32 protein-coding genes and 2 pseudogenes are annotated in these 25,140 nt (G+C 65.6%); 20 read left to right on the forward strand and 14 right to left on the reverse strand.

Features of this window, described 5'->3' with window-relative positions; all coding sequences use genetic code 11:
• The first annotated feature begins 9 nt into the window (after window positions 1–9).
• Window positions 10–1,329: a hypothetical protein gene (locus AB0B61_RS16530; RefSeq protein WP_358432203.1), complete on the forward strand. Its 1,320-nt coding sequence runs from the start codon at window positions 10–12 to the stop codon at window positions 1,327–1,329.
• A 191-nt stretch (window positions 1,330–1,520) separates the two neighbouring features.
• On the forward strand, window positions 1,521–1,877 hold the full coding sequence (locus AB0B61_RS16535; RefSeq protein ID WP_358432204.1) for a hypothetical protein: 357 nt from the start codon (window positions 1,521–1,523) through the stop codon (window positions 1,875–1,877).
• A 66-nt stretch (window positions 1,878–1,943) separates the two neighbouring features.
• Here the strand turns inward: AB0B61_RS16535 and AB0B61_RS16540 are convergent, their stop codons facing one another.
• Together AB0B61_RS16540 and AB0B61_RS16545 are read right to left on the reverse strand one after the other, a co-directional pair.
• The gene (locus AB0B61_RS16540; protein WP_358432205.1) at window positions 1,944–2,567 is read right to left on the reverse strand and encodes a DJ-1/PfpI family protein; all 624 of its coding nucleotides are present in this window, start codon (window positions 2,565–2,567) and stop codon (window positions 1,944–1,946) included.
• Between the two features lie 54 nt (window positions 2,568–2,621).
• A complete protein-coding gene (locus AB0B61_RS16545) occupies window positions 2,622–3,434 on the reverse strand; it encodes an EamA family transporter (protein ID WP_358432423.1) in 813 nt (270 codons plus the stop codon).
• A gap of 125 nt (window positions 3,435–3,559) precedes the next feature.
• Here AB0B61_RS16545 and AB0B61_RS16550 point away from each other — a divergent pair, with 125 nt between their 5' ends.
• Window positions 3,560–4,417, forward strand: coding sequence for a LysR family transcriptional regulator (locus AB0B61_RS16550; protein WP_358432206.1), 858 nt, complete (start codon window positions 3,560–3,562; stop codon window positions 4,415–4,417).
• A 62-nt stretch (window positions 4,418–4,479) separates the two neighbouring features.
• Here the strand turns inward: AB0B61_RS16550 and AB0B61_RS16555 are convergent, their stop codons facing one another.
• Window positions 4,480–5,157 carry a hypothetical protein gene (locus tag AB0B61_RS16555; RefSeq protein WP_358432207.1) on the reverse strand — a complete coding sequence of 226 codons (678 nt, stop codon included), beginning with the start codon at window positions 5,155–5,157 and terminating at the stop codon, window positions 4,480–4,482.
• A gap of 116 nt (window positions 5,158–5,273) precedes the next feature.
• Between AB0B61_RS16555 and AB0B61_RS16560 the strand changes: the two genes are divergently transcribed.
• The 3 genes from AB0B61_RS16560 to AB0B61_RS16570 all read left to right on the forward strand — a co-directional run bounded on the left by AB0B61_RS16560 (window position 5,274) and on the right by AB0B61_RS16570 (window position 6,624).
• Window positions 5,274–5,621: a hypothetical protein gene (locus AB0B61_RS16560; protein WP_358432208.1), complete on the forward strand. Its 348-nt coding sequence runs from the start codon at window positions 5,274–5,276 to the stop codon at window positions 5,619–5,621.
• Between the two features lie 96 nt (window positions 5,622–5,717).
• A complete protein-coding gene (locus AB0B61_RS16565) occupies window positions 5,718–6,038 on the forward strand; it encodes a hypothetical protein (RefSeq protein ID WP_358432209.1) in 321 nt (106 codons plus the stop codon).
• Between the two features lie 244 nt (window positions 6,039–6,282).
• Window positions 6,283–6,624 (forward strand): hypothetical protein, encoded by a 342-nt coding sequence (locus tag AB0B61_RS16570; protein ID WP_358432210.1) that lies wholly within the window; start codon window positions 6,283–6,285, stop codon window positions 6,622–6,624.
• A 74-nt stretch (window positions 6,625–6,698) separates the two neighbouring features.
• Here the strand turns inward: AB0B61_RS16570 and AB0B61_RS16575 are convergent, their stop codons facing one another.
• The 3 genes from AB0B61_RS16575 to AB0B61_RS16585 form a co-directional block, all read right to left on the reverse strand.
• Window positions 6,699–7,265, reverse strand: a complete 567-nt coding sequence (locus tag AB0B61_RS16575; RefSeq protein ID WP_358432211.1) for a DUF4303 domain-containing protein — start codon at window positions 7,263–7,265, stop codon at window positions 6,699–6,701.
• Window positions 7,266–7,434: 169 nt separating this feature from the next.
• Entirely contained in the window at window positions 7,435–7,737 is a 303-nt protein-coding gene (locus AB0B61_RS16580) for a hypothetical protein (RefSeq protein WP_358432212.1), read from the reverse strand.
• 191 nt (window positions 7,738–7,928) lie between these two features.
• A complete protein-coding gene (locus AB0B61_RS16585; protein ID WP_358432213.1) occupies window positions 7,929–8,348 on the reverse strand; it encodes a DUF6461 domain-containing protein in 420 nt (139 codons plus the stop codon).
• 244 nt (window positions 8,349–8,592) lie between these two features.
• Here AB0B61_RS16585 and AB0B61_RS16590 point away from each other — a divergent pair, with 244 nt between their 5' ends.
• Window positions 8,593–9,204, forward strand: coding sequence for a DUF6461 domain-containing protein (locus AB0B61_RS16590; protein ID WP_358432214.1), 612 nt, complete (start codon window positions 8,593–8,595; stop codon window positions 9,202–9,204).
• Between the two features lie 165 nt (window positions 9,205–9,369).
• Window positions 9,370–9,960, forward strand: coding sequence for a DinB family protein (locus AB0B61_RS16595; RefSeq protein ID WP_358432215.1), 591 nt, complete (start codon window positions 9,370–9,372; stop codon window positions 9,958–9,960).
• Window positions 9,961–10,006: 46 nt separating this feature from the next.
• Here AB0B61_RS16595 and AB0B61_RS16600 read toward each other — a convergent pair whose 3' ends face one another.
• On the reverse strand, window positions 10,007–10,429 hold the full coding sequence (locus tag AB0B61_RS16600; protein ID WP_358432216.1) for a DUF5919 domain-containing protein: 423 nt from the start codon (window positions 10,427–10,429) through the stop codon (window positions 10,007–10,009).
• 609 nt (window positions 10,430–11,038) lie between these two features.
• Between AB0B61_RS16600 and AB0B61_RS16605 the strand changes: the two genes are divergently transcribed.
• Window positions 11,039–11,911: an alpha/beta hydrolase gene (locus tag AB0B61_RS16605; protein ID WP_358432217.1), complete on the forward strand. Its 873-nt coding sequence runs from the start codon at window positions 11,039–11,041 to the stop codon at window positions 11,909–11,911.
• A gap of 52 nt (window positions 11,912–11,963) precedes the next feature.
• Here the strand turns inward: AB0B61_RS16605 and AB0B61_RS16610 are convergent, their stop codons facing one another.
• The 3 genes from AB0B61_RS16610 to AB0B61_RS16620 all read right to left on the reverse strand — a co-directional run bounded on the left by AB0B61_RS16610 (window position 11,964) and on the right by AB0B61_RS16620 (window position 14,169).
• Complete coding sequence (locus AB0B61_RS16610) at window positions 11,964–12,164, reverse strand: hypothetical protein (protein WP_358432218.1); 201 nt, start codon at window positions 12,162–12,164, stop codon at window positions 11,964–11,966.
• Between the two features lie 62 nt (window positions 12,165–12,226).
• Window positions 12,227–13,039 (reverse strand): IS21-like element helper ATPase IstB, encoded by an 813-nt coding sequence (istB, locus tag AB0B61_RS16615; protein WP_358432219.1) that lies wholly within the window; start codon window positions 13,037–13,039, stop codon window positions 12,227–12,229.
• Window positions 13,036–14,169, reverse strand: coding sequence for a hypothetical protein (locus AB0B61_RS16620; protein WP_358432220.1), 1,134 nt, complete (start codon window positions 14,167–14,169; stop codon window positions 13,036–13,038). Before AB0B61_RS16620 ends, istB begins: the two co-directional genes overlap by 4 nt.
• Window positions 14,170–14,334: 165 nt before the next feature.
• Here AB0B61_RS16620 and AB0B61_RS16625 point away from each other — a divergent pair, with 165 nt between their 5' ends.
• The 3 genes and pseudogenes from AB0B61_RS16625 to AB0B61_RS16635 form a co-directional block, all read left to right on the forward strand.
• A complete protein-coding gene (locus AB0B61_RS16625; RefSeq protein WP_358432221.1) occupies window positions 14,335–14,700 on the forward strand; it encodes an Inorganic pyrophosphatase in 366 nt (121 codons plus the stop codon).
• Window positions 14,701–14,710: 10 nt separating this feature from the next.
• Complete coding sequence (locus AB0B61_RS16630) at window positions 14,711–14,983, forward strand: hypothetical protein (RefSeq protein WP_358432222.1); 273 nt, start codon at window positions 14,711–14,713, stop codon at window positions 14,981–14,983.
• Window positions 14,984–15,603: 620 nt separating this feature from the next.
• A pseudogene (locus AB0B61_RS16635) lies at window positions 15,604–15,690 on the forward strand (zinc finger domain-containing protein); the annotation flags it as partial.
• Between the two features lie 124 nt (window positions 15,691–15,814).
• Here the strand turns inward: AB0B61_RS16635 and AB0B61_RS16640 are convergent.
• Window positions 15,815–16,837 (reverse strand): annotated as a pseudogene (locus AB0B61_RS16640) (MFS transporter); the annotation flags it as partial.
• Between the two features lie 91 nt (window positions 16,838–16,928).
• Here AB0B61_RS16640 and AB0B61_RS16645 point away from each other — a divergent pair.
• From AB0B61_RS16645 to AB0B61_RS16670, 6 genes are all read left to right on the forward strand, one after another.
• The gene (locus AB0B61_RS16645) at window positions 16,929–17,831 is read left to right on the forward strand and encodes a LysR family transcriptional regulator (RefSeq protein WP_358432223.1); all 903 of its coding nucleotides are present in this window, start codon (window positions 16,929–16,931) and stop codon (window positions 17,829–17,831) included.
• 18 nt (window positions 17,832–17,849) lie between these two features.
• Window positions 17,850–18,068 (forward strand): hypothetical protein, encoded by a 219-nt coding sequence (locus tag AB0B61_RS16650; protein ID WP_358432224.1) that lies wholly within the window; start codon window positions 17,850–17,852, stop codon window positions 18,066–18,068.
• An 87-nt stretch (window positions 18,069–18,155) separates the two neighbouring features.
• Window positions 18,156–18,647: a hypothetical protein gene (locus AB0B61_RS16655; RefSeq protein ID WP_358432225.1), complete on the forward strand. Its 492-nt coding sequence runs from the start codon at window positions 18,156–18,158 to the stop codon at window positions 18,645–18,647.
• 353 nt (window positions 18,648–19,000) lie between these two features.
• Window positions 19,001–19,192: a hypothetical protein gene (locus AB0B61_RS16660; protein WP_358432226.1), complete on the forward strand. Its 192-nt coding sequence runs from the start codon at window positions 19,001–19,003 to the stop codon at window positions 19,190–19,192.
• Between the two features lie 263 nt (window positions 19,193–19,455).
• Window positions 19,456–19,881: a hypothetical protein gene (locus AB0B61_RS16665; protein ID WP_358432227.1), complete on the forward strand. Its 426-nt coding sequence runs from the start codon at window positions 19,456–19,458 to the stop codon at window positions 19,879–19,881.
• A 543-nt stretch (window positions 19,882–20,424) separates the two neighbouring features.
• Window positions 20,425–20,634, forward strand: coding sequence for a hypothetical protein (locus AB0B61_RS16670; protein WP_358432228.1), 210 nt, complete (start codon window positions 20,425–20,427; stop codon window positions 20,632–20,634).
• A 141-nt stretch (window positions 20,635–20,775) separates the two neighbouring features.
• Here the strand turns inward: AB0B61_RS16670 and AB0B61_RS16675 are convergent, their stop codons facing one another.
• A complete protein-coding gene (locus tag AB0B61_RS16675) occupies window positions 20,776–21,006 on the reverse strand; it encodes a DUF433 domain-containing protein (protein ID WP_358432229.1) in 231 nt (76 codons plus the stop codon).
• Window positions 21,007–21,942: 936 nt separating this feature from the next.
• Window positions 21,943–22,362, reverse strand: a complete 420-nt coding sequence (locus AB0B61_RS16680; RefSeq protein ID WP_358432230.1) for a hypothetical protein — start codon at window positions 22,360–22,362, stop codon at window positions 21,943–21,945.
• A gap of 1,373 nt (window positions 22,363–23,735) precedes the next feature.
• Here AB0B61_RS16680 and AB0B61_RS16685 point away from each other — a divergent pair.
• Together AB0B61_RS16685 and AB0B61_RS16690 are read left to right on the forward strand one after the other, a co-directional pair.
• A complete protein-coding gene (locus tag AB0B61_RS16685; protein WP_358432231.1) occupies window positions 23,736–24,044 on the forward strand; it encodes a molecular chaperone GrpE in 309 nt (102 codons plus the stop codon).
• Window positions 24,041–24,364 carry a type II toxin-antitoxin system PemK/MazF family toxin gene (locus AB0B61_RS16690; RefSeq protein WP_345000792.1) on the forward strand — a complete coding sequence of 108 codons (324 nt, stop codon included), beginning with the start codon at window positions 24,041–24,043 and terminating at the stop codon, window positions 24,362–24,364. Before AB0B61_RS16685 ends, AB0B61_RS16690 begins: the two co-directional genes overlap by 4 nt.
• Window positions 24,365–24,665: 301 nt before the next feature.
• On the opposite strand, the gene AB0B61_RS16695 is transcribed toward AB0B61_RS16690, so the two are convergent.
• A complete protein-coding gene (locus AB0B61_RS16695; protein WP_358432232.1) occupies window positions 24,666–25,031 on the reverse strand; it encodes a hypothetical protein in 366 nt (121 codons plus the stop codon).
• Window positions 25,032–25,140 lie beyond the last annotated feature (109 nt).

Here is a 25,140-nt window from a genome sequence, read left to right on the forward strand (position 1 = left end):
CGTCAGGGGATGATCGACGCGGCTCGGCCGGTGCAGGCGGCGCCGGAGCTCGCCATACGGGTGGCGGCCCGGGTGGCGGTACGCAGAAGGCGGCGCAGGATCGCGACGAGTGTGGCCACGGCCGTTGCCGCCGTGCTGATTGCGATCGGCATCGTGTCGCCGTACGTTGTCACCCGGTATGACCCCGTCGTCACCTCTCCGGAGGTTGCGGGGGTACAGGTCCGTTACCTGCCCAAGGGGTTCGATGCCCCGCGACGGCTGCGCACCCAGGAGACGGATCAGGCGGGGCAGGTCCGGCTGCGCGGTGAGGCGCTGAGATGGGAGGCGGGCGGCGCTTTCGTCCAGGTCTCGGTCTTCCGCACCGACGAGATCATGCGCGACGGGATGGACATCCTCTCCCTGAACGTCTTCCGCAGCCCTGTCGAGCCACGGCGGAGCGGCGATCCCGTGCTGTCAGACGACGGCACCGCCAGCATGTGGGTCGCCGACCACCGCCTCCTGCTGAAGGTCACGGTCTCGGCCGGCTTGAAGGGTGAGCGCGACCGGATCGCCGGCGGGCTGCGAGTGACCGGCTGGGATTCCGCCTTCGCCGGACTCGGCATCACGTACATGCCGGCCGGCATGTGGATCGCGGGAACGGCGGACACCTACGGTGCCGCGCTGAACCGGCTCTGGCAGGGCGACTCCGGCCGGCGCGTCCTGGTCGAGGTCGTGTACGGCCGGGACGCGGCGACGCTGGACAAGCTACGCGCGGCCGTGCCGCCGGAGGAGCCGCTGACCGAGACGCGTCCGGCATCTGTGCACGATCTGCCGGCCTACGCGGGCGCCACCGGGCAGGCGGGCCGGGTCATGTTGTGGCTGGTCAAGCCGGGCATCGGCGTACGAGTCAGAGCGGATCACCTGCCGGAGAGCGAGCTGAAACGGATCGCCGAGGGCATCCAGGCAATTCCTGACGGCCGGAGCCAGTCCGTCGACGGCATCGGGGTCTCCGTCGACGATCCGAAGCTGCGACCGGGTCCCGTGCGGACCGCCCTCGCAACTGGCTGGCGCACCACAACCCGGCGATGGACCGGCCGAAACGGCGATGACACGGTCACGGTCTCCGTCCAGCGCGGGTCGGGGATGTCAAGCCAGGACTGGTGGAACAGCCTGTCCAGCGGCAAGGCCAAGCCGACGACCATCGCCGGGCTGTCCGGGAACCTGCTCGGCCAGGGAGCCTCCACGACCACTCGGACGTTCGTCTGGACGCCCGAGTTCGGCCTGGCCATCGTGGTGACCTCGCCCGAGCGTGACCTGCGGCGGATCGTGAAGGAGATCGCGGTGCCGTGACGCGGGAACACGCACGGACTTGCGGGTCGCTGGCGGCTGCGTCGTCGCCCCGTGTCCCTCCGCTGTCGCGTCGCCGCGACCCGAGGCGTCATACCGACTCACAGCGGATCTGATCCAGCGCGCCACTCAAGGCGAATGGTGATCAAGCCAGCCGCCATCCCGGCGGAGGTCGAGTCGAAGGGGGTAAGTCCGTGAAAAGCCTCAAGTTCCTCAGCGTGGTCTTGAGCGCGCTGATCGCGCTCGTGTTCCTACCTGTCAGCCCGGCCGGCGCGGCCGTCAACACAGTCTGCGCCAGCAGCCTGCCGACCGGCTGGGTCAAGACGAACGACTTCTGGGATCCGACGCGCTGCGGAAATCCGTCGAGGATCACGTACAACGTGTGGAACATCGCGTCCTACTACGACCAGCCCGTCGGCGCGATCATGACCGTCTGCTCCAACCAGTTGCCCGTCGGCTGGGTCACCATCAACACCCAGTGGGATCCGACGAGCTGTGGTCACCCGTCCCGGATCAGCCAGAACATGTGGACCATCCAGCGCCTCTCCTGACGGCGCTCTCGCCATTGACCGGCCCCGGACGCCCGTACGTCCGGGGCCGAACCCCTTCGCTCGCGGTCAGCGGATTCCCCGAGCGAGCAGGTCTTTGGCGGCCTGAGGCGCCTTCGCCGGCGAGCCTGCGTCGAAGGGCGGTTGGGGGTCGTACTCGATGGCGAGTTGCACAGCCTCCGCGGTTGTCTGGTCAGCGATGCGCGCCACTAGCGCCAGCGCCATGTCGATACCGGAGGAGACACCGGCGGCGGTCACGATCCTGCCGTGAAACACCACCCTTTCGGAGGTGTAGATCGCGCCGAACGACTCCAGCACGTCGACCGCTCCCCAATGAGTTGTCGCAGGCAGCCCCCTGAGCAGCCCGGCCGCGGCCAGCAACAACGAGCCGGTGCACACCGAGGTCGTCCAGGAACTCCCCTCGTGCATGCGGCCGATCCAGTCCAGAAGCGTGCGGTTGTCCAGCAGTTCCCTGCTACCCGGGCCTCCAGGCACCAAGAGCACGTCGCACGAGTCAACCTCGGCGAACGTAGCGTCAGCAGTGATGGCCAGCCACTTTGGCACGTCCCGGATGGGCCCGGACGCCGCGGCCACGAAGACGATCTCAGCATCGGGAAGGAACTTCAGCACCTCGTACGGGCCGACCGCGTCCAGCGCTGTGAACCGATCGAACAACGGTATGGCGATACGCACCGTGACTCCTTCCCCTGAAGAGTGACCATCTGGATCACGCTACGCGAACGCCGGTCAGCCTCGCCGTACGAGGATGCTGAGAGTATTGGCGGCCACGATGGCGCCGATGCTCGCCCATTCCGTCAAGCCCAGGTTCTGGTCCAGGCCGATCCAGCCGACGAGGGCGGCCAGGAGCGGGTTGACGCTCATGAAGAGCCCGAACGCCTGGGCCGGTACGCGGCGCAGCGTGAACACGTCGGCGAGGTAGGGCACCGCCGAGGAGAGCACACCGGCCGCGACGGCACAGCCGACGGCCGCGGCGGTCGGCGGCTGGCGCAGGACGAGGATGATGCCGACCGGCAGGAACATCAGCGCGGAGATCCCGGCCGCCGTGGCGGTGCCCTGCGCGCCCGGGATGCGGCGGCCGACGGTGCGGTTGAGGAGGATGTACGACGCCCAGCAGCACGCGGCCAGCAGGGCCAGGCCCATCCCCACGTAGTCGGCCGAGGGCTGGGGGCGCATCAGTACGACGACGCCGACCGCGGCGATCACCGCGCAGAAGGCGTCGACGCGGCGACGGGTGGCGGCGAGGGCGATCGTGAGCGGGCCGAGGAACTCCAGCGTGACCGCCAGGCCGAGGCCGATGCGGTCGATGGCGGTGTAGAGGGACAGGTTCATGGTCGCGAACACCACGGCGAGCCCCAGCACCGGCCGCCACTGCGCCCAGGTGAAGTCCCGCAGGCGAGGGCGGCCGACGGCGAGCAGGACGAACGCGGCGACGTACTGGCGGACCGCGACGACGCCCACCGGCCCAAGGACGGGAAAGGCAAGCGCGCCGATCGCGGCGCCGACCTGGTTCGACAGGCTGCTGCCGGCCATCGTGACCACGCCGGCCAACCGCCTCCTGGAGGGCGCTGGGACCAACGTGTTAGATGCGCTTCGCATGACTAGATGGTGGGACCTGGTGATGTTTGCACAAAATGCGTTCATCGCGGGATCTATACACTTGAGTCATGGATGATGTGGAGCTGCGGCAGCTGCGGTGCCTCGTCGCCATCGTCGACGAGGGCACCTTCACCGACGCCGCCATCACTCTGGGCGTATCCCAGGCGGCGGTGTCCCGGACCCTGGCCTCGCTCGAACGCGCCCTGGGGGTGCGGCTGCTCAGGCGTACCTCACGCGAGGTGACACCGACCACGACCGGGCTGCGGGTGGTCGCCCAGGCCAGGCGGGTACTCAGTGAGGTACACCACCTGGTCCAGGAGGCCACCTCGGGCAACAGCATCCTGCGGATCGGCTACGCCTGGTCGGCGATCGGCCGCCACACGCCCGCGTTCCAGCGCCGCTGGGCCGAGATGCACCCCGGAACGGATCTGCACCTGGTACGCGTCAACTCCGCGACCGCCGGCCTGGCGGAGGGCGTCTCCGATCTGTCCGTCATCCGTAATCCCCTGGACGACCGCCGCTTCGAGGGGGCCATCATCGGCCTGGAGCGGCGCCTGTGCGCCCTGTCCGCCGAGGATCCCCTGGCCGTACGCCGGTCGCTGCGTCTCGCCGACCTCAGCCAGCGCATTCTCCTGATCGACCGGCGGACCGGCAGCACCACACCCGAGCTGTGGCCGCCCGGCTCGCGTCCGGCGACGGAGGAGACCCATGAGCTCGACGACTGGCTGACCGTGATCTCCAGTGGACGCTGTGTCGGCATGACGGCGGAGTCCACCGCGCACCAGTACCCCCGGCCCGGCGTCGTCTACCGGCCGGTCCGGGACGCCGAGCCCATCGCCGTACGCCTCACTTGGTGGCGAGACGACCCGCCTCCCGCGACCCAGGCGGCGATCGAACTGCTCACCGCCCTCTATCGGGGCGACTGACACACCTCCTCGAACAGCCAGCGCGCCGATCGTCGACCTGAACTGACAGCGATGGCCACGAGTCAGGCACCGGAGTTGTCGAGGATGATGACGGACGCTTCTTCCACGTCCAGCCACTCACTCTCAAGGCCCATGCCGGTGGACGCCTCGATGAAAGCGAACGAAGCGCTGAGCTTGCCGCAATAGTCCTCTGGGCCGAGGCTGTTCAGCATGGCCTGGAAGTCGGCCAGGACGCCTGGATCGCCCTGTGGGGCATCATGCTCGGCGAAAATGAAGTTACGCATCCGCGCCCTGATCTTGCCGTCGGCCGCGTAGAGCATCGTGTAACCACCGTTGAAGTGCCACGTCGTCATCCACACGCGTGACCCCTTGCTGAGTTCGGTGAGAATATGGTCAGGCGTGGCGTAGCCATAGGTGAACTCCAGGAAACCCCAGGCTCCTTCACCCTCGTAGACGAAGAGAACAGGCCCGCCCTCCTCCGCGGCCATCTCGATGGGATATGCCACCGTGCGTTGCTCAGGATCGCGGCCGCCGTTCAGCCGCCACAGAAGATCGTCCACCGTTATTTCTTCGTCGAGGGGTTGTACTACGGTCCAGCAAAGGGAGTTCTCCAACCATCCGTACCGATTGAAGAGATCGCGGTAGTGGTCAATCACATGATCAGTGTCGCGGAAGCCGCCAGAAATGAACACCCTTCGATTCTTCTCCGGTGAGCCATGCTGAGCAACGATCGCCCCCAAGCGTGTACGGTGGCCGACCGCGGGCGATCCTCCCGAAGTCGGAACGCTCCCGCCGGATGCATAGATTGCGACCTTGACGCTATTGTCTGGAAACAGAAAAAGGACAAGATCATGACATGCGAGTGAAGCGGACAGCCTTACGGCGTTTATGTTTGCCGGCCTATTTCGCATTGACACTCTGGACGTGGTTGATCGAATGGAAAGGGCTATTCATCGTTTGGGTGTTCTTTGGCCCGCCGGCCTTCGTCGTACAGGCTTTATTGCTCACCACGCCATCCGGCTGGCCGATCCCTGTCTGGGGCTTCGTAACCGTTGTCGCGATCCAGGCCGGTGCCCTCATTCTGGTGCGACGCTGGCACGCCCGGGAAGGACGCCATGGCAAGGTCGCACAGTGGCTTCGCGTCCCGCTGCTGGCAACGATGGCCTTGATGGCGATCGGGTGCGCGGTCGACCTCATGTTCTGAGGTCGAAATGACATGGCGACGGTGTGGCCCCCCGTGCGGATCGTCGCATAGGCGCTATCTTGATGGCGCCTCCACGGAGGCTGGAGACTGTGTGACATGAGCAAGATCGAGCGGTCCCTCGTACGTGAGTTGTTCCCGGATCTCGTCGCCGATCTCATCGCGTGTCTGAGAGAAGAAGGGGAAGAGGATCTCGCCGTCTGCGCCTGGGACATTCGGTTCTATGAGAGGTGTGGATGCGGTGATGACTTCTGCCAGAGCTTCTATACGGCCGAGCGGCCGGACGGAGCGTACGGTCCCGGGCACAGATGCGTGCCGCTGCTTCCACCGAGAGGTGAACTGATCCTTGACATCGTTGAGGGGCGGATCATGTTCGTGGAGGTCTTGCATTACCCGAAGCTGCCACGCCCGGCGAGCTGAGGCCATCAACTTGGGAACTCTTCCAAGAGCATGGCTGCTGACCTTAAGAAACGCCGGCCTGGGCCGATGCCGGTCCAGTGACCGGTCGTGAGTAACCGTGGCCGACCCTCATTACCCCCCTTAATGGCAGGACGATCAGCCCGTGACCTGGCATTCCTCGAGCGACGCGCGCACCCTGCTCCCTGATCGTCCCGGAGCCGGAGCGCCCCTGCCGGAGGCATAGAGGGTTGTTATCTTGTGTGCCATGAGTGCGACAGTACGGGCGTTTAATGAACGCGGCGATTCTGTGGAGAGCCCAACCTCTGGTGACCTGAATTCTTTGCTGCGCGGATTGACCTTGTCCAACCGTTTTCTCGTGGTCGAGCGCTTGGACGCAGAAAATGATGAGTACTACATACAGGCTTACCTGCGAGACGACGGCGCCTACTGGCTGGAGCACCGCGACGGCAGCGCTGATGCGCACTTTCGCACTTCATGCCGGACGCTGCCGATCCTGGCACAGGTTGTCACCATGTGGCGCTACCAGCTACCCGGCTGGCGCGAAACGCTGACCTGGACTGCTTGGCGGGACGAGTCCGAAGCTTGATGCGAGACGGAACGGCATGCGTGCCGCCGTGGAAGATTGAAGTGCTCCTGGAATGACCAAAGCGAGGTCGAGGCTCACGTCTCCTCGAGCTGCCGCAGGTATTCGGCCAGTTTGGGGGCCGTCGGCAGCATCTGCGGGTCGACGCTCTTCCGGATTAGACCGGCCTCCTCCTCATCCCCGCGTTGCCCTTCGAGGATGACGACGACGAACCCGGGCGGAAACGAGCCGTGAATGTCGCCCCGGCGCGCTGTCGTGGTCATCGCTTTGCAGGCGTTGGCCACCGCGGTGTCGTGCGCTGCCTCGAGTGCGTTCATCGCCGCACCTTGTTCGGGCTCGGTGGTAGCGGGCGCCAGATACTCTTCGGTGAGACGGCGATACCACGGCGACATCGCATCGCTTGCGGCGTCCAAGACGTCCCACCGCCACTCCGGCGGAACGAACCGTGTCGAGTACCCATAGTCCTCGTGCACCGATGACTCAGTGTTGGCGGCCAGGGCGGGCGGGAGGATCTTGACGTCGTCCATGTAGAAAAGGCGGAAGGCCGCGCCGTACAGTCGTTCGCCTGGACACGCCGCTGCAAGGTCACTCAGGATGCGGCATCCGCTGTCATGCCATGCCTTCTCGAAGGCGCCCCAGTCCATCGCCGCATGCTAGCGCGGATCTTTTAGCCACGACCGTCTGGATATCAAGGGCTTTCCACTGCCGATGACAAGGTGATCACGTCGGCGATCAACAAGCACCTGATCGGGCACGCGAAGACGAGGAGGATGTGTCCGACTCGCTCGCTCCTGTCAGCTGATCACCAATGCATCACATGCGTTCCTCGGCGAGGCGTGCGATCTGGTCGACGGTTCCGAGCGGCACCGTAACCGCGATGTCCCATGTCTCGTCGTCCTGGCCGATGAGAATCGTCGCTTGCTCCTCGTTTGCCACCCAGAACACGTGCGCGTCAGCGCAGGTCCCGACTGGAAGTGAGCGGCGTGCATCCCAATCTGCCTCCCTGATCCCGCGGAGGCGCACCAAATCCGCCAGGGGCGCCCGGATGTTGAGTTCCCAGGCTTCGGTCCGGAGCTTCACCACGCCCCCGGAATCATCCAAGGTCACATCAACCACGCGGTCATAATCGCACTCATAGGACGCCTAATGGCACGCAGAGATCAACAACCTCAGGGCCCAGGTACGAAGCCGTCGGTCTACCTGGGCTTTGACGATGAGAGCGGGCGACGAGAATCGAACCGGCACGGGAACCGACATCCCTGGGTTCGTCGAGTAGACAGCGGGGAAGCGTGGCAACGGTATGGGCCTCACTGGAGGTGGTCGCTTGCGCCGGTCAGAGCGTCCTGGGCGAAGTGCTTGCGTGAGAAACGCACACCGGTGGCACGGGAGGCGAAGGCGAGAGCCCTGGGGACGGGGTTCTCGGTGGGATCGTCACGGTCGAGACCCAGTTCCTGAAGGTGGGGACGGAGGTGCTCCGGGACTTCTCCGTAGCGATAGGAGTATTCATACAGGCCGAACTTGGCGATCACGTCCCCGTCGATGAGGAGGCTGAAGTCGTCGCTCTTGATATTGGAAAGCACCGTCGCCATGGTCGTGCCCGACGACAGGAGTCCTGGTGCCGCGTCCACTGACGTGCCCCATCCGTAGTCGATCAGGACTGTTCCGCCCTCGGCCGCATAAGCTTCGACTCCGAATTCACCTCTGCCCACTCGACGAGACAGGCCCATGTGGGTGTCACTGCTCTCCGGCCGACTGAGCGGGCGTGGTGGCGGCTTGTCCCGGGTCCATGGCGCGCGGGATGATCAGGCTTCCACCTCAGCCACTCACAGACGCCTGGCCCGCGAGGCGACCATCCCGGAGCCGGAGCGTGCAGGCCGGAGGCTGACGGCGTGAAGGGCTAAGAACCTGCAAGGTGAAAATCGTCAAGGCTGATCGCAACGGTGGCGACAGCTTTGAGACGGGAGCGTATACATGGAGATCGCTTATGCCGACGTCGACTGGCTCGCCAATGGCCATAGCTTCAGCGATCTCTGGTGTCTGACCTTCGTGCGAGGGCTAAGCGAAATCGATGTGCTGCGGCGCATGGGGGCTGAAGAAAGAAGTATCAGACCGCTCACGTACGAGGAGCTGATTGATGAAGGGTTGTTCCCTGACACCGTCTTGGCTGGTCGCTTAGGCGACTGGATCGTCGTCGTTGAAGAGTCTGGCTGGGACGCGCTCGACGCCTTGGAGGTGCTCTCGGTTGAGACGGAAGCCGTGTCTGTTCTTCGGCACGATTACGCCAGCGACTGCTTCGGCTACGCCGTGGACGGGGAGTTGATTACCTCGTTCAATCCGATGATTCCTGCATGGAGGTCTGGGAGCGATCCAGATCGTCTCGTGGACGTGATGAGGGACGTGGGCTTTGATCCCACATACGCGCCGGGAGACGCGGACGAGCGCGAGGCGAGAGCGGTCAAACATCCGTCGGTGGACGGGGCGCTGCTGCTCGCGGCGCGATTGACGGGCGTCATGTTGACCCAAGATGTCTTGAACGCTCCCCTGGTTGCAGGTGATCCCGCGGTTCATCGTTTCCAGGGCTGATGCGGCTCGGCGGCGCCCCGCGCCGCTCGATGGCGGGCGGGATGATCTCAGTGTCACGCTTGTAGGGCCCGCTGGTGCGGGTCCAGGACGCTTGGTGACTCAGGGATGATCTGCCGGAACGTGCGAGGGTCGCAGCCAAATCTCCGTTGTATGTAGTGTGCGGAAATGACAGGAAGCGAGCGGCTCGCGGACCAGCTGGACCGGCACTGGCACAAGAACCTGCGGCCGCGGCTGGACGGTCTTGCCGATGAGGAGTACTTCTGGGAGCCGGTGCGCGGCTGCTGGAGCATCCGCCCACGTGGCACGTCGTCCGCACCGATGTCAGCAGGTTCGGGGGAATGGACGATGGACTCCGCGTCCCCTGACCCGGTGCCGGCGCCGGTGACCACGATTGCCTGGCGGCTTGCGCACATCATCGTCTCGTGCCTGGGCTATCGAGTCGGATGGCACTTCGGCGGCCAGGACGTCGATTCCCAGACATTCGCCTACGCGGGGACCGCTGACGAGGCGCTAAAACAGCTCGATGAGATGTATGGGAGATGGAACGCGGGGGTCCGCGAGCTCTCGGACACTGACCTGGAGAATCCGCCCCCGGTGGGTCCCGAGCGGTTTCCCATGGAGGGCATCGTTCTGCACGTCAACAGGGAGCTGATCCATCACGGCGCCGAGATTTCCCTGCTGCGCGACCTCTACCGCTGGCAGGATGGAGCCGGCCCACGCTCCGGGACCAGCCTCGCTGCCCGACCCGCCACCTGAACCACCGGCGGTCCGGCCTGGGCCCATTCGTCGGCGAGCTGCTTACTCATCCGCTGCCACACCCGCTCGGCCCGCACCTCCGCCAGCGGCGCTGAGCCGATGCGGTGTCGAGCCGGTCGCGCAACCTCGTCGGCATGGTGGTGTTGAGCGCTGTAAGGGTTGTCAACGTACGGTCTGTGTAGTGCTCTTCTGCCTCGCGCGCGCGGATCGCCTGGCCCTTCGGGTCGAGGAAGAGGCACCGGATCCGAGTGCCGGAGTCCAGCAGGCGCCTGAGCTGGTGATCGGGATAGCCCTGGCAAAGCACGTTGAGTGACAGGCCCGCCGCATTGATCTCCTTCGCGCTGTCGAACAGAGTCGAGGCGGGATAGGCGGAGGAGAAGGCAGAGCGGCTGCTGAAGACCGCGGTCACGTCGGCCATCTGCTGCATGGCGCAGAGCTCGGTTTCTGGTATTTCTCGCGCGATGCGCACACGCCGTCCGCCTGTTTGATTTTGCGGGTGAGTAGCAGCAGCGTTTGCTGGTCAGTTTGGACAGCACTTGAGGGCTGATCGGGCGTGGCGTGTCGGCGAGAAGTAGCAGCACCCAGAGGGACGCGGAATTACCATCCGCGATCAAACGGTGACTGATATAGATGGGATTGGCTGGCTTGGAGGGGGGCCAACACGCCGGGTGCATGGGCCGGCTGCAGCCGTCCAGGTTCAGGCCGACTAGCTCGGCGCGGCGCAGCCCGGTGCCGAGCAGCAGGTAGATGACGGCCTGGTCGCGTAGCGAGGGCCCCGTCGCGATGTGCGGTGCCGACCCCCTGATACTGTGTCAGGCATGATCCAGAAGTTCATCCGTCTTCGTAACAGCTGACGCGGTCTGCCCGCGCCGGTCGTTCAGCGACCAGCGCCAGTTGAGGCGTTCCCGCAGACAGGTGACGTGGCTAAGCAGCCAGTGCACCACCCGGGTTCCGCCCGCCGCCGACCGCCAGCTTCGCCTCACGGCCTGCCCTGCCGCGTTCCCATCCGGCAGTCGCACGCCGCCTTCGGCAACGCAGGCATGTTCGCCATGCCTTTCATCGAAACGGACTGTTCTTCATGCGATCCAACTCCAACCACTCGTCGTCGCCTACGTTCGTGCTGGTCCACGGCTCCGGCACCAGCTCTTTCATGTGGGCTCCGGTCCAGCGTGAGCTGGCGTTGCTCGGCCACCGCAGCTTCGCCGTCGATCTGCCGGGCCACGGCCTCGACGCGCAGTACCCGCTCGCCTACCAGGCCCCGCAGGACCTCGACGCGTGGGCGGCTGAGCCGTCGAAGCTCGCCGGGGTCACCCTGCAGGACAACGTCGACGCGGTCGTCGACGTGGTCCGCCGCGTGGCCGAGCACGGGCCCGTGGTGCTGGTGGCGGCCAGCCTCGGCGGCCTGACCATCTCCGGTGTGGGCAACGCTATCCCCGAGCTGGTGAGCCGGCTCGTCTACATCTCCGCCTGGTCGTGCGTGCAGCGCGCCAACCCGTTCGAGTACATGCAGGAGCCCGAGTTCGCCGACAACCTGATGGGCCCGCTGTTCGCGTTCAACGTCGGCGATCCCGCTCGGCTCGGTGTCGGCCGGGCCAACTACCGCACCGCGGACGCGGAGCTGCTCGACGCCTTTAAGGCCGCGACCATGGCGGACGTCAGCGACGAGCAGTTCCGTGCCTTCCTCAACATTCTGCAGCCGGACGAATCGATCGCGGTGATGACGGGCGACGCCCGTGTCCAGGCTGACACCTGGGGCACGATCGCCCGCACCTACATCCGTCTCACCGGCGACCGAACCCTGCCCGTGGCCATGCAGGACAGGGTGATCGCCGAAGCGGACGCCCTGACGCCCGGCAACCCCTACGATGTGCACACCTTGGACACCTCGCACGTGGGGTTCGTGTTCAGGGCTGATGAGGTGGCCGCCATTCTGGACAAGGCGGCGCGCTAGCAATGGCAGGGGACGGCTTCGCGGCCCGTTCGTGAAGCCGTCCCTTTCGCTTCTAGGGGGGCCAGCGGGGAACGGCGACGGCATGTTCCGGGGATTCGGCAGCCGCCATCGGGTCCCCCTTCAGGCGGAGTGACACGATCTTGTCGCTGGCCGACGCCAGCGTGGTGTGCTCTTCCTCGACGCTGCCGACGATGGCTGCTGCTCGTCTCGCGTCAAGATCGTACGTCCTGGCTTCGCTGCGGGGGCGCTGCATCTTGACCCGCTCCTCCCAGCGGCGGACCAGGGCGTTGTCGAGGAAGGGCAGGCGAGAAGGGGTTAGCCGGCGGCCTTGCTCGCCACGGCGGCGGCTTCGGCCTGGGCGCGAGTGGTCTGGGTGAGCCGGTAGGAGTCGGTGCCGGTCTCGATGATGTTGCCGCCGTAGGTGAGCCGGTCCACGATGGCGGCGCAGAGCCTAGGCTCGGTGAATGTCTTGGTCCATCCCGAAAACGACTCATTTGAGGCTATTGCAACACTGCTGGTCTCCTCCCTTTCGGTCAACACCTGGAACAGCAGTTCGGCTCCGCGACGATCAAGTTCCATGTAGCCCAGCTCATCCAGGCAGAGTAAATCGACGCGGCCGTAGCGGGCGATGGTCTTGGTCAGCACCTTCTCATCGGCGGCCTCGACCAGCTCGTTGACCAGCTTGGCGGCCAGGATGTACTTGACCTTGAACCCGGCCATCGCGGCCTCGGTGCCCAGCGCGATGAGCAGGTGCGACTTGCCCGTCCCGGAGTCGCCGATCAGACACAGCGGCAGGTGCTTGCGCACCCAGTCGCAGCCGGCCAGCGTGTTGATGACGGCCGGGTCGACGTGGGGGTTGGCGTCGAAGTCGAACTCGCGCAGCGATTTTTGCCGGGGGAAGTTCGCCATCTTGATCCGCCGGTCGGAGGCCTTGCGGGCGCGGTAGTCGCATTCGGCCATCAGCAGCTCGGCCAGGAAACCCAGGTAGCTCATCTGCTCGCGAGCGGCCTGACCGGCCAGGTCGGTGAACTGGCCGCGCATGGTCGGCAGCCGCAGCTTCTGACACGCCTGGTAGATGGCGGCCTCGGCGGCTTCCTCGGTCAGCCCGCGGCGGTGAAAGGTGGTCATGACTCTCCCTCGGATGCGGGCCGGCCGCCCGGTCGGCGGCGCAGCAACTGGTCATAGACGGCCACCGACGGCAGCGGCCGGGTATCGGGCGGCAACTGGGCCAGCCGCCGGGTGGTCAGCGACACCACCGCGGGCTCATCCAGCCAGGCCAGCCGCTCCGGCCGGGGCGAGACCGGCCCCGGAACGGGATCGTCGTCGGCCTGTGCGGCCTTACGCGCCTCCAGCGCGACGGCATCAGCGGTCAGAGCTCCCACCGTCAGCGCGGCCGTGATCCCGGCCACCACGTGGCGATGCTGCATGTGCCGGTGCAGCAGCAGCACCTCGATCAGCGCCCGGGTGCCGGCCGCGTCCCCGTGCTTGCGACGCGCGGCCGCCCACCACGCCTCGTGCGCGGCGGTGAACGTGCCCGCGGCCCGGGCCTGCTCCAGCGCGGTCGCGCCGGGCAGCGCGCCCGGCTTGTGCGCCAGCGCCTCCAGGTAGTGGTCCAACTCCAGCCGGGCCCCGCCCTTGGCGATCAGCCGCTCGTGCCGGGCCACCTCCACCCCCTTGTGGTAAACGACCAGGTGAGACGCGAACAACATGGCCCGCACCTCGTGCCCGGCCAGCCGGATCGGCACCGAATAGCGGTTGGTGCGCACGCTGATCTGCCCGTGCAGATTGACGCGCGGGGTCAGCAGCCGGCCGATCTCGAACGGCTCGACCGGCAACGGCGCCAGCAGCCTCTGCTCATGAGCGAAACGCTCGCCGATGGTCTGCGGGCGCATCCGGATCCGGCGCTGCTCATCCTTCACATCCCAGCGGTCGATCAGCGCGTTGAGCTCACTCATCGAGCTCACTTCAGGGACAGGCACCATGTGATTGCGGCGGAACCAGCCGATCTGCCCCTCCACCCCGCCCTTCTCATGCGCGCCGATCAGTCCCGGGCGGCAGTAGAAGGCGTCGATACCGGCCCAGCTTCTGAAGGCGACCCACCGCTCCGACTCCACCCGGGCCCGGGAAAAGCCCAGCACCTTGGCCACCGCGGGCTTGAGGTTGTCGTAGCGCACCTTGCCCGTGGGCAGCCCGCCCAGCACGGTCATCGCGTGCACGTGCCCCTCGAAGAACGCCTCTTGGGAACAGGTGAGGAACATCCTGTGCACGGTCTGCCCGACCAGGACAGCCGGAAAGCGAACAGGTAGCACCGGGTCAGCTCGCCCGCCAGCCGGATCCACACGTCCCCGAAGTCCACCTCGGCCTCGACGCCGGGCTGGTGGCTTTGTTCGATGAAGACCTCCGCCGGAGGCTATGGTCTGCCCATGCCAGACTTTGACGCATGGGCGCGGCTTTCTCTATGGGAGCAGGCCGACTCTCTCGTGGGTGACGCCGAGATTGTGATTGATCGTCCTGCGGGCACGCCGCATCCCAAGGTGTCGAGCTTCATCTACCCGCTGGATTATGGCTTCTTGTCGGGGACGCAAGGCGGGGACGGTGAGGGCATCGATGTGTGGGTCGGCTCGTCTCCGGTGCGGACCGTGTCGGCCGTGGCCTGCACGGTGGATCTGCTCAAGCGGAACGCGGAGGTCAAGTTTTTGTGGTGCTGCTCGTCGGATGAGATTGCGCTGGTGGAGGGTTTCTACGCCCCTCAGCCTCAAGCGGCTGTAGTGATCCACCGGCCGAGCTGAGCGAGGCCGCGTGGCTCTGGTGGGCGGCGTGACGGGGGTCGGCGCGGTGGTTCGGTACGGCGTGGTGCGGCTATATGCATCCCTGCTTCCGCCTGATGAGCAGCGAGTCGTGGGGATGGATGTCGGTCACGTGTCGGGGGAGTACATGGACATCGTCGAGATGATCGAGGGATTTCAGCAGGCCGTACCTGCTGTCGCGGCCCGTTCCGGATGCGACGTTCCTGACCTCTCGACGCTGCAGCCCTCGGACGGTTTTATCGAGATCTATCGATCAGCCTTGTAGCGGCCTAGCAGGTCCGAGCGTTAGCCGATTCCGGCGGTAGGCCGGGGCACGTAATGGGTGCACAGCTTAAACGACCATTGAAAATCAAGGTCCGGATCGGGGATTCATCCTTCACCTGGGTCTTGAAGCGTGGAGCGGGTGACGGGAATCGAACCCACGCTGTCATCTTGGGAACTCTTCCAAGATCACAGAAGCTGAACAGGGGAAGTGCTGACCTGGGCCGACGCCGGTCGAGCGACCGTGAGCTCCCACGACTCCTCGTTGATCCCTGTCCGAACGGGCACGCAGCGGGCACGCCCGGCGGACGCTGCGGGGGCCAAGATCTCGGTATGCTCACTCGGGCTCAGAGGTGCCGGGCCTGCCGCGCGAAGGGCCGGCGGTGGTTGCGTAAGAGCCGCGCCGACAGTGAACGCCGTATCTAGGGTGCGGCTGTCACTCCGCCGAAGGTCGCTTGCTTTGAGTGCTCGAGGAGCGCCGCGTGATGGCAATCATCATGGGCTGCGTCATCCCGCACGTCGCCCCTCCGAAGCCGGACGCTCACCGGCTGAACTGGCTACCCGCCCGGCCACAACATGGCGATCGTCGTGCTGTACCTGATCGGCGGGCACGACCTGCGCTACTCCCGCTGCGGCACCCCGATCAGGCGCGTTCCATTCATGAAGCGGTCGTCCTACCCCTGCCCGCGATGCCAGCGGCGGCCGCGCTGACCACGGCGAGCGCCGCTCCCACCCACATCACCGCGGATATCGACACTCCGTCCACGACCCGGCCGCCGACGAATGAGCCGAGCGCGATGGAGACATTGAAGGCGCCGACGAAGAGCGCCGTGCCCATTTCGCCGCCGCCCGACCGCATGATCCAGAGCTGCAGGGTCACTCCTACGCCGCCGTAGCCCAGGCCCCACACCACGAGCACGATCAGGGGCAGGCCGATCAGGGGCAGCGCCGCCGTGGAGAGCGCCATGAGCACGGCCAGCGTGACCAGGACCGGCCTGGGGTTCCTGGCCGCCCATGCGCCGGCCGCGAAATTGCCGGCCACGCCCGCGGCGCCGTACATGAGAAGGGCGGCGCTGACGTGGGCGGGACCGGCGTGCGAGACCTGCTCCAGGAACGGCCGGACGTAGGTGTAGGCCGCGAAGTGGCCGGACACGATCAGGACGGTCAGGACGAGGACGATCTTGAGCGGTCCGGAGAGCCATGCGAGCCGCCCCTCCGACGCGCGAGCCGGGGCCTCGTGTGGCAACGGCTCGGACGCGCGGGCTCGGGGATCGCCGGGTAGGGGCGGCAGGGTGGTAGCCAGCAGCGCGAGTAGGGCCAGGGCCAGCACCCCCATGGCGATGAACGCGGTCCGCCACCCCGCGAACGACGAGATGAACGTCGCCACGGGCACCCCCAGTACCGACGCCACCGACACCCCGGCCAAGATGATCGACGTGGCTCGCCCGACGGACCCTTCGGGCACCAGTCGCAGGCCGAGTCCGGCCGCGAAGGCCCAGAACCCGCCGATGCTCACCCCGGTCAGCACCCGGGCGGCCAGCATGACGGGGTAGTTCGGCGCGAACGCGCCCGCGAGGTTGGCCACCGCCAGCAGTGCCATCAGCCCCAGTAGCGTGACGCGCCGGTCGAGCCGTCGGGTGGTGATCGCCAGCACGGGGGCGGAGACGGCGGCGACCAGTCCGGGCGCCGACATCATCAGCCCGGCCGTCCCGTCGGAGACGTCGAGGGTGGCGGCAATCGAGGTCAGCAGGCCAACGGGCAGCATCTCGCTGGTCACGATGGTGAAGGTGCCCACCGCGACCGAAAACACGGCGAGCCAGCGCGCCCGGGTGGCGGCGGAAACATCAGTCATGGTCATGCATGCCAGCTTTCTGCCGGCCACCAGCGGGAACAATGGCGGAAGTCGAAGGCTTGGTTTAGGTGGACTAAGCGATCAGATGGAGGTGGGGATGGAATTCAGGGAGCTGGAGTGCTTCGTCGTGCTCAGCGAGGAGCTGCACTTCGCGCGTACGGCCGAGCGTCTCTACCTGTCACCTGGCCGGGTGAGCCAGCTCATGCGCTCGCTGGAGACAAGGCTCGGCGGCCGGCTCTTCCACCGGACCAGCAGACGCGTGCGCCTCACACCCCTGGGCGAACGTTTCCTGGCTGACCTGCGCCCCTCCTACGACGGCCTCGCGAACGCGGTCAGCCGGGCCAAGGCAGCCGCCCGCGAGGTGACAGGCGTGATCAGGCTCGGCTTTTTCGCCACCCCCACGGACGTCGTCATCGGCAGCGTGCGCGCCTTCGAGCGCCAGTATCCGGGGTGCGAGGTCGAACTGGTGGAGATCCCGCTCTCCGACCCTTTTGGCAAGTTGCGCGTCGAGCAGGTGGACATCGCGTTCACGCTGCTCCCGGTGGACGAGCCCGATCTGGCTACGAGCGAAGGGCTGAACCGGGTCTCGTACCAGCTCGGCCTCTCCTCGCGCCACCCGTGGGCCGCTCGTGCGAGTATCGGCGCGGAGGAGCTGGCCGACCTGTCCCTGATCGGCCTGGACGGCCCGGCTCCGCGCGCGTGGCGCGAGCGTGTGACACCATCCGTAACCCCTTCCGGCCGGCCCATTCCCCTGGCCGGTACGGTGGCCACCAGCCAGGAGGGCCTGACCCAGGTGGCGCTCAACCGGGGCGGCATGTTGTTCTGCACTCCGACGGCGGCTCACCACGGGCGCCCGGACGTCAGCTTCGTTCCCGTCGCGGGGTTGCCTCCCTCGATCCTCGGCCTGGCTTGGGTGAAGGCGGCGGAGACTGCGGCGATCCGTGCGTTCAACGAGGCGGCTGTCGGGCACGCGCTCGGGGCAGCGGCCCTGGTGGCATAAGACATAACGGGCAACAAAATGCTGTACGTCCGCGGCGTTCAGTTCGCCGAGATCCGTCAGGCCGCCGGTGTCACCCAGGCTGAAGTGGCATTCTTGCCAGCCGCACGTCTGTGGGCGACGGTTCGACCTAGTAGTGCTGCCTCGCTCAGGATCTGCGAACGGCTGGGCCTGGTGCTGGACCACGTCGAAACCTACAAGCGAGGTGAGCTGCTTTATCTGGTGCGCGATCTCGCATAGGCGCGGCCCGAGTAGCGGGTACGCGCGGCGATCATCCCGGAGCCGAGTCCCCCGCCGGAGGCGCGTTCTTAAGGGATGATGACTGCTGTGCCTGACCTGCTCTGGGATGACGTGAAGGTCCTCTTCGACCTTGAGGTCAACGGAGCGTTGCCTGACGTGGTTGTAGAGGGGACGACTGTCGAGGACTGGCAGGTGCTGCTGGATCTCGTTCGGGCGCGGGATTGGCAGTACGCCTACTCGGTGGATGGCGAGCCTTTGGAGCTCACTTCGGCTGCTGACATGGCCGCGGCTGTCTATGCCGGCGGCATACCTGAGCTGAGAGTCTGGCCGAGCCCCGACGTGCTGATGATTTTTCGCATGTATCAGACCGAGTCCATCGACTTCGACGTCGATCTCAGAGAGTTGCAGGGGCAGGAACGGTTGGACATCCTGGTGGATTTCTTCTGCGTGATCGGACGGCGTCTCGGGAAGTCCATGGTGATGACAGCGGAGGGATCTCCCGGCCATCCGGATCTTGGGTTCGACATCGAGGCTGACCGAGTGGTGCTGATGGTAGATCCGGTTGATCCGCGCGTGTAGCAACTTTCGAAGGCCTTGAGGCCTAGGTTCAAGCCACCCGAAGCGCGCGCGAGAACGGCCGCCAGGCCGCACGCGCACGCCGAAGTGGTGCGTGTCCTGCTCGCCGAGGAAGCCGTCGGCTGCGACAACGCCACCCGCACAGCCGCTGCAGGCACGCCAACCTGCCCAACGGCAAGACCTTCGACTCCTGGCAGAGCGAACTGTCCTCTGTCCCGCAACCATCCAGGACGCGCTGCCCACCCTGGAGTGCGCCGGCCACCGCGAGAAACTGCGTGATCTCCGGCCCCTCGGGCACCGGCAAGACCCACTTCATGTAGGCCCTCTGCCATGAAGCCATCGACGCCAGCCTGCGGGTGTCCTGGTTCACCCTGGAAACCCTGGCCATCACCATCGGCAGCGCCAAGGCCGACAGTTCCGTCGCCCGTACCATCGCCAAGATCTGCCGATCCGACATCATCGTGGTCGACGACATCAGTCTGCTCCCGGTCAGCTACGAGACCACCGCCTGGCCGAAGCCCTCGTCGGCAAAGGCGTCGTGCCCCTGACCTGACCGCCCCGGCCAGACCTTAAGAAATTCGAGTGCGCCAGGAGCACAGCCGGTGTTGCATGAATCAGATGATCGACGAACCACTCGAACGACCCGCATCGCCGCACAACGCACCCGTGAACTAGCCCTAACTCGGGAAACCACCGGCCTGGGCCACCAGCACGCCGACGACGACGTCGGCACGATCGCCACAGACGTGCCCTCGGGTTCGACCCATTCCCTCTGCTTGAAGCCCTCCACTACAACGGGGTCCAGGCCGTAGTGATCGGGCAAGTTGCCGGCATCATGCATGGATCCGCAGAACTGACCGGCGATCTAGACCTGCTCTGGGACGGCACCCCCGGCCATGCCCCAGCCCTGGCGGCCGCCTTCATCTCCGTCAACGCCCAACTCGCCGACGAAGCCGGCAAACCCCTAGCCACTCACCCGGATTCCTTTCTCCGCCCCAAAGTGCAGTTCACCTCGCCCGGAGCCAGCGGCGACTGCTGCACCCCGGCGCTCCCCTGGGGGAACCTAAACGTCCGAGAGTTCCTCGACCGAGCGATCACCGCAGTCGACCCGGGCGGCTTGGAAGTTCACTACGTCTCCCGAAAAGACCTGATCCAGATGCGACGCGCCATAGGCCGCCCCAAGGACCTCCGCCGAGCAGACGAACTGGACTCGTCCGCATCAAACCGCCGAGGTTGACAGCCCACCTCTAACCCCCCGGAAAAGATCGTCAGAGGGATGGGAGATCCCCTCTAAGTGACCATCAGTCTGGAGATTTCATGGCCGCCAGTCTGGATCAGGCTGGCGGCCTATCTGGACAAGATCGCGACCGTTCCACAGCCCTCCGAAGCGGGACGTCCACCGGCTGGACTGGCTACCGGCATGGTCGAGCGGACGAGTCCGAGCGATCGCCTGGACCTGCTCCTGCCGCGACACGATCTATGAACTCTGCTACGCCAGCAGCGAGGCATTCATCCGAGCCACCACCACGCAGGCCAAGACGGAAGTCCTCGAGACCCACCCCTTGCCACGCGACGAGACAGGCGCCATGCGGGTGTCACTGCTCTCCGGCCGAGTGCTCTGAGCGGGCGTGGCAGCGGCCTGTCCCGGGTCGATGGCGGGCGGGATGATCAGGCTTACACCTCAGCCGCCTACGGTTGCTCCCTGGTACGGCGATCATCCCGGAGTCGGGGCGCCCCCGCCGGAGGCTTTGTGTGAGTAGGTCGAGTCATAATGGCGCAGGTGGGGGTGTTCGATCAGGGGTTTCGGCACCCGGTCGTGCCTACCGGAGCGGGCTATGAGCTTCCTGAAGATGAGGCAACTGCTGTGCTGCCGGAACGCTTCGCGATCTATACGACGTGCGAAAGCGGTCATTGGGTCGAGGCTGAGGGGCGCTGCGTTGACGGTGTATGGCGCAAGACACGCCTGCTCGATGAGTCCGAACATCGGTGAGACCATAGGGCACTGTGCGCTAGCGGGGCACACTTCGCTTCAGCGCGGCCAGAGCTGCCGGCGGCCGGGACTGGCCCTCGTGACTGGCCTTCGCTAGCAGTTCAGCGACGCGCGGGGAGAGGTTCTCATCGATCAGAAGGTTCAGGCCGGCTCTCGGAGGCGGTAGAAGTGGACGTTCGTGGAGGCCGCTGCATATTCCAGCCCCTGCTTGATGTCCTCGCGTTCGAGGTCGGGGTAGTCCGACAAGATCTCATCAAAGGTCCACCCAGCCGCGACGAGCCGTACCACCGTCTCCACGGTGATGCGCAACCCTCGGATGGTCGGTTTGCCTTCGAGCTTGTCAAGCTCGACAGTGATCCGATCGAAGTCCATGGTGTCTCCCCTCCATCTCGATGCTGCCAGCGCGCCAACCGCCCTGCAACGAGGGGTCCACCTTCTTGGCCGCCTTGTCGTACTCCTTACAGAACGTGCTGTATGTCTGCCAGTGGCGTTGCGTCAGGAGCGTCTTCAACAAGATCGGCTGGTCAGTCATGATCCGCGCCTCGGGCTGGGGTGCCATATGGGCCCAGGTTAGCGACAGAGACGAGCGAGGACGAGACAAAGAGGAGACGAACAGAGACCAGTCGATCACAGACGGTACTTGGGAGCGATCGAGACGTGACAGGGCCTCGGGCAATCCTCGTTGCATGACTGCGCGATGTGTTTCCTGCTCGGGGCGGGGCTGGAAGTACGTGAGCCTGCGCCGCGTCCTGGTGGCGGCCGAGAACTCTGCTGACGCCTCTTCCGGTGAGCGGCACCGAGATGACTGCTGGCGATGCAACGGGACCGGCAAGGCAGGGGCACTGTCGTGAGCCTGATTGCCGACTGCCTCAGCTTCCATGTCGCCCCTCCCCGTCCGGATCACATGCGCCTGGTCTGGCGAGAGCCCTTCAAGGCGGAGGACCGGGTCCGCGTGGCCGCCTGGACCTGCGACTGCGTGGACACGGTGTACGAGCTCTGCCACGCAGCCGGTCAGGCATACATCCGCAGAACTCAGCAAAGCCGCGTGTCGGTGCGAAGCCATGAGACCTACCGATGGCGGTTCAGCGACGCACAACGTGTCTGGCTGGCTCTGCTCGACGGTGGGGCTCGATAAAGCAGGCGCGACAGTGGGCTTATACCGGGTGCCCGTGGTCGTCGCGTCTCGGTTGGTGGGGGACGTCTGTTGCGCAGTCAGATAGTCCCCCACCGTGCCGAACGTTTCCTCGCCCGACGACCCGCTTGGCGTGCTCGCCCGGCCGGCTGATTGGAGACCTGATGGCAGGACGATCAGGCTCTCGACGTCAGTCGTTGCCACCATGAAGGCTTGATGACACGGGCAGTTGTCCCGCGTGGCGTCTCTCCTGTCACGGCGTACTTGAAGAACGCCTCAAGGTCGTGCTCGCTCCCGTTGTGGATCCGCTTGGCGACCTTGCTATGCGGATAACCTCGAAGCTGCTCAGAGTTCTCCACGGCGGCGGCGTTCTGGACCATGCAGTACACCCATGTCCAGCTGCCGTTTCGGACGATCATCTCGCCCAGATACGCCCCTGCACCCATGATGACGCTGTGGATGACCTCAGGAGGTGGCTTCGAGGCGGCAAAATCAGTGCAGTAGTTGTCGAGATGGTGGATGAACGCCGGGTCCCAGTCGAAGGAGTAGCCGTCCTCGCGCGTGTGCTCAACGAAAAGCTCGGCCAGGTTCCGCATGTGCTCTGCAGTCTCAGCGTCGCTCGGTGGCGGTTCCTGCTGCGACCTCCTGCGCACCATCGACTCCTACATCCCGGTTCGGATCATCAGCGCTGCTTTTCATGTCACGTTCTCGGAACGGAAGACTTGTCCCGCGCACCGGCGTAACCACCTGCTGCCCCTGACACGCTCCTATGTGCAAGGGGTGGGCCACTGATGGTGTGATTCCTCGATGTTGTGGCTGTGGTGGTCGGCGATGAGGGCGCGGTAGATCACGTCTGACAGGTGCCGTTTCAGGACGCGGAAGCTGGCTTTGGTGGTGTCTCGGGTGGTTTCCTGGCGCCGTTTCAGCAGTGCTCGGACGCCTTCGTGGCAGCGGGCCTGGGTGATGGGAATGCAGTGCAGGGTGATGTTGAGCTAGCGGATTCCGCTGCGGTTGAGCCGGCGGCGGTCGTCGTTTCCGCTCCAGACCGGGATCGATGGCAGTGCCGTTGTACGGGGCGAACGCAGCTGAGCGGCGGAGACCGGGTGATGTCGCCGACCTCGCCCAGCAGCTTGGCTGCGGTCACCATGTTCACGTCGACGATCGCCATCAGACGTGGCATACGGACCTCGACCAGAGGCTTGAGTTTCCTTTCGATCGATGTCAACGGCCATCCAGCCTTTACGATCCGAACTCAGGTCGACAAAGAAACTACTCCCTGCGGGCCCAGCGATCGGGGAGCTCGAGGGGCGGCAGCCCCTCGTTTGGGGTTTGGGGCGAAGCCCCAATAGACACAGTCTGAGCTTGATCGGCGCGAAGCGCCCATGGGCGAAGGCGATGCAGTTGAGCGGGGTGTGGGGGCCGCGCCCCCACTGGGCACAGTCTGAGTTCTTGAGCGCGAAGCGCCCCACTTCGAAGGCCTTGCTTGTGGAGCGGGTGACGGGAATCGAACCCGCGCTGTCAGCTTGGGAATTGCAGGGATCTTGCCTCGTAGGGGCGTTGACCTGGGTCTGAGGCCGGTCGTGAGTGACCGTGGTTGACCCCTCGTTACCGCCCTTAATGGCACGCTAATGGCATGACGATCAGCCCGTGACCTGGGGTTTCCTGCGTAACGCTCGCACGCTGACCGCCTGCCGGGTTGATGGTGGGCGGGATGATCAGGATTCCGCCTCAGCCGTCTACGACCTGGCACAGGGTACAGCGATCATCCCGGAGCCGGAGCGCCCCTCGCTCAATGGTGAGGATCGATAGGCGTGCGCGGCCCGCCACCACCTCGCCGACCTGGCCTCTATGCGAGCGCGGCAAGTGGCGCGTGCGATGGCTCTGCCACGAGGACGTTCCAACGCTCCTACATTCATGCAACATAGTTTGCAGCATCCTTTGTTGCACTCTCTGCTGTACACTTGGCTGCATGAGTGTTCGCAAGAGCGTCCCGATGGGACCTGAGGATGTCACCACTCTGGAGCGCATGCACGCTCCTGTCAGCCCCGAGCGCCAGGCCCTGGCGCAGCTCACCGGCCAGGAGTTGAACGCCAGCGCCTCAGATGCCGAGATCCTCGCCGCGTTGGTCCGCGCAGGACGGGATGCCGTCACTCAGCAGGTGGCAACCACCGGGTATGCGGCGTGGGCGGCCGAGATGGACGACGAGGACCGCGCTTACCGCACCGCCCGCCGTGGCTGGGACCGCGGCAACATGATGGATGGTGGAACGCGAGCGTGAACGCTGCCCCCAACATCGTCCCCGTCCGCGGCCGGATCTATCGAGCCGATCTCGGTTTCGGGCTCAAGCCATGGCTCGTGGTCTCCAACAATGCCCGCAACAACGCCATCGATGATTGCCTGGTAGCACGGATCACCACCACCCGCCGCGATCTGCCATCCTGGGCCGCCCTGCGCGCTGGTGACCCGCTCGCTGGCTACGTCAACTGCGACGACCTCGGCCCCCTGTACCGAGACCAGATCGTCGCCGATCTAGGGGCGCTGTCGATGCCCACAATGATGGACGTCGGCCGGGCGCTCCAGCACGCCTTGGCTCTGTAACCCCTCTCGGTCAAGGCCAGGCGGACTCCTCCGAGCGTTCTGAGCCAAGAACGATCAAGGCACTATGTTTGGGATCATGTCCCGGACCTGGACCTTTAGCATGGGAGCAGGGTGACGGGAATCGAACCCGCGCTGTCAGCTTGGGAAGTCTTTCAGGATCATGTCCTCTGAGCAGGGGAAACGCCGACCTGGGCATATGCCGGTCGAGCGACCGTGAGTTCCCGTGACTCCCCGCTGACCACCGGGGGAACGGGCATGCAACGGGCACGCCTTGGATGGAGAGAGTCCATGATTCCCATGATCAACGTGAGTTGTTCCACGGCTCCACTGGCATGTGGGCGAGAGCGTGGGAAGCGAGTCCTCTGATCTCTTCCCAGTGAGGGTGGGAGCGCAGGGCCTCTTGAGTCCATGCTAAAGGACCGTCGTCAGTGAGGCTCATCAACTTTCGGTCTATATAGCCGAGTGTGCTGTCGAGTTCCTCGGAGATCCATCCCGCGTCCCGGCACGGCCATGCGGCGGGATAGACCGCGTCGAAGTCGAGCGCCAGTTCATCGATGCTCGCCGGTCCGATCCACTCAAGCTGCTCACCTGCGGACTGCGCGAGATGTCGCAGGCTCGTCCCGAGGAAGGACCAAATGCCTTCGGCGTCGACCTGGGCGCTATGCACAGATCAATGCTAGGCCGATCGAGGGCGGTTCTCTGAGTTCAGCCTCATGCTTGGAGCGGGTGACGGGAATCGAACCCGCGCTGTCAGCTTGGGAACTCTTTCGAGACCA

This window comes from Nonomuraea sp. NPDC049158 (genome assembly GCF_040648335.1).
Taxonomy (GTDB): domain Bacteria; phylum Actinomycetota; class Actinomycetes; order Streptosporangiales; family Streptosporangiaceae; genus Nonomuraea.

What these genes read in the sequence shown, in the direction of transcription:
- AB0B61_RS16680 (WP_358432230.1), bottom strand. Translation starts at nt 22,362, where the DNA reads ATGCGGAACCTGGCCGAGCTTTTCGTTGAGCACACGCGCGAGGACGGC.
- AB0B61_RS16605 (WP_358432217.1), top strand. Translation starts at nt 11,039, where the DNA reads ATGCGATCCAACTCCAACCACTCGTCGTCGCCTACGTTCGTGCTGGTC.
- AB0B61_RS16530 (WP_358432203.1), top strand. Translation starts at nt 10, where the DNA reads ATGATCGACGCGGCTCGGCCGGTGCAGGCGGCGCCGGAGCTCGCCATA.
- AB0B61_RS16585 (WP_358432213.1), bottom strand. Translation starts at nt 8,348, where the DNA reads ATGGGCCTGTCTCGTCGAGTGGGCAGAGGTGAATTCGGAGTCGAAGCT.
- AB0B61_RS16620 (WP_358432220.1), bottom strand. Translation starts at nt 14,169, where the DNA reads ATGTTCCTCACCTGTTCCCAAGAGGCGTTCTTCGAGGGGCACGTGCAC.
- AB0B61_RS16595 (WP_358432215.1), top strand. Translation starts at nt 9,370, where the DNA reads ATGACAGGAAGCGAGCGGCTCGCGGACCAGCTGGACCGGCACTGGCAC.
- AB0B61_RS16560 (WP_358432208.1), top strand. Translation starts at nt 5,274, where the DNA reads ATGCGAGTGAAGCGGACAGCCTTACGGCGTTTATGTTTGCCGGCCTAT.
- AB0B61_RS16650 (WP_358432224.1), top strand. Translation starts at nt 17,850, where the DNA reads ATGCTGTACGTCCGCGGCGTTCAGTTCGCCGAGATCCGTCAGGCCGCC.
- AB0B61_RS16645 (WP_358432223.1), top strand. Translation starts at nt 16,929, where the DNA reads ATGGAATTCAGGGAGCTGGAGTGCTTCGTCGTGCTCAGCGAGGAGCTG.
- AB0B61_RS16550 (WP_358432206.1), top strand. Translation starts at nt 3,560, where the DNA reads ATGGATGATGTGGAGCTGCGGCAGCTGCGGTGCCTCGTCGCCATCGTC.
- istB (WP_358432219.1), bottom strand. Translation starts at nt 13,039, where the DNA reads ATGACCACCTTTCACCGCCGCGGGCTGACCGAGGAAGCCGCCGAGGCC.
- AB0B61_RS16685 (WP_358432231.1), top strand. Translation starts at nt 23,736, where the DNA reads ATGAGTGTTCGCAAGAGCGTCCCGATGGGACCTGAGGATGTCACCACT.
- AB0B61_RS16625 (WP_358432221.1), top strand. Translation starts at nt 14,335, where the DNA reads ATGCCAGACTTTGACGCATGGGCGCGGCTTTCTCTATGGGAGCAGGCC.
- AB0B61_RS16565 (WP_358432209.1), top strand. Translation starts at nt 5,718, where the DNA reads ATGAGCAAGATCGAGCGGTCCCTCGTACGTGAGTTGTTCCCGGATCTC.
- AB0B61_RS16575 (WP_358432211.1), bottom strand. Translation starts at nt 7,265, where the DNA reads ATGGACTGGGGCGCCTTCGAGAAGGCATGGCATGACAGCGGATGCCGC.
- AB0B61_RS16675 (WP_358432229.1), bottom strand. Translation starts at nt 21,006, where the DNA reads ATGGACTTCGATCGGATCACTGTCGAGCTTGACAAGCTCGAAGGCAAA.
- AB0B61_RS16590 (WP_358432214.1), top strand. Translation starts at nt 8,593, where the DNA reads ATGGAGATCGCTTATGCCGACGTCGACTGGCTCGCCAATGGCCATAGC.
- AB0B61_RS16570 (WP_358432210.1), top strand. Translation starts at nt 6,283, where the DNA reads ATGAGTGCGACAGTACGGGCGTTTAATGAACGCGGCGATTCTGTGGAG.
- AB0B61_RS16610 (WP_358432218.1), bottom strand. Translation starts at nt 12,164, where the DNA reads ATGCAGCGCCCCCGCAGCGAAGCCAGGACGTACGATCTTGACGCGAGA.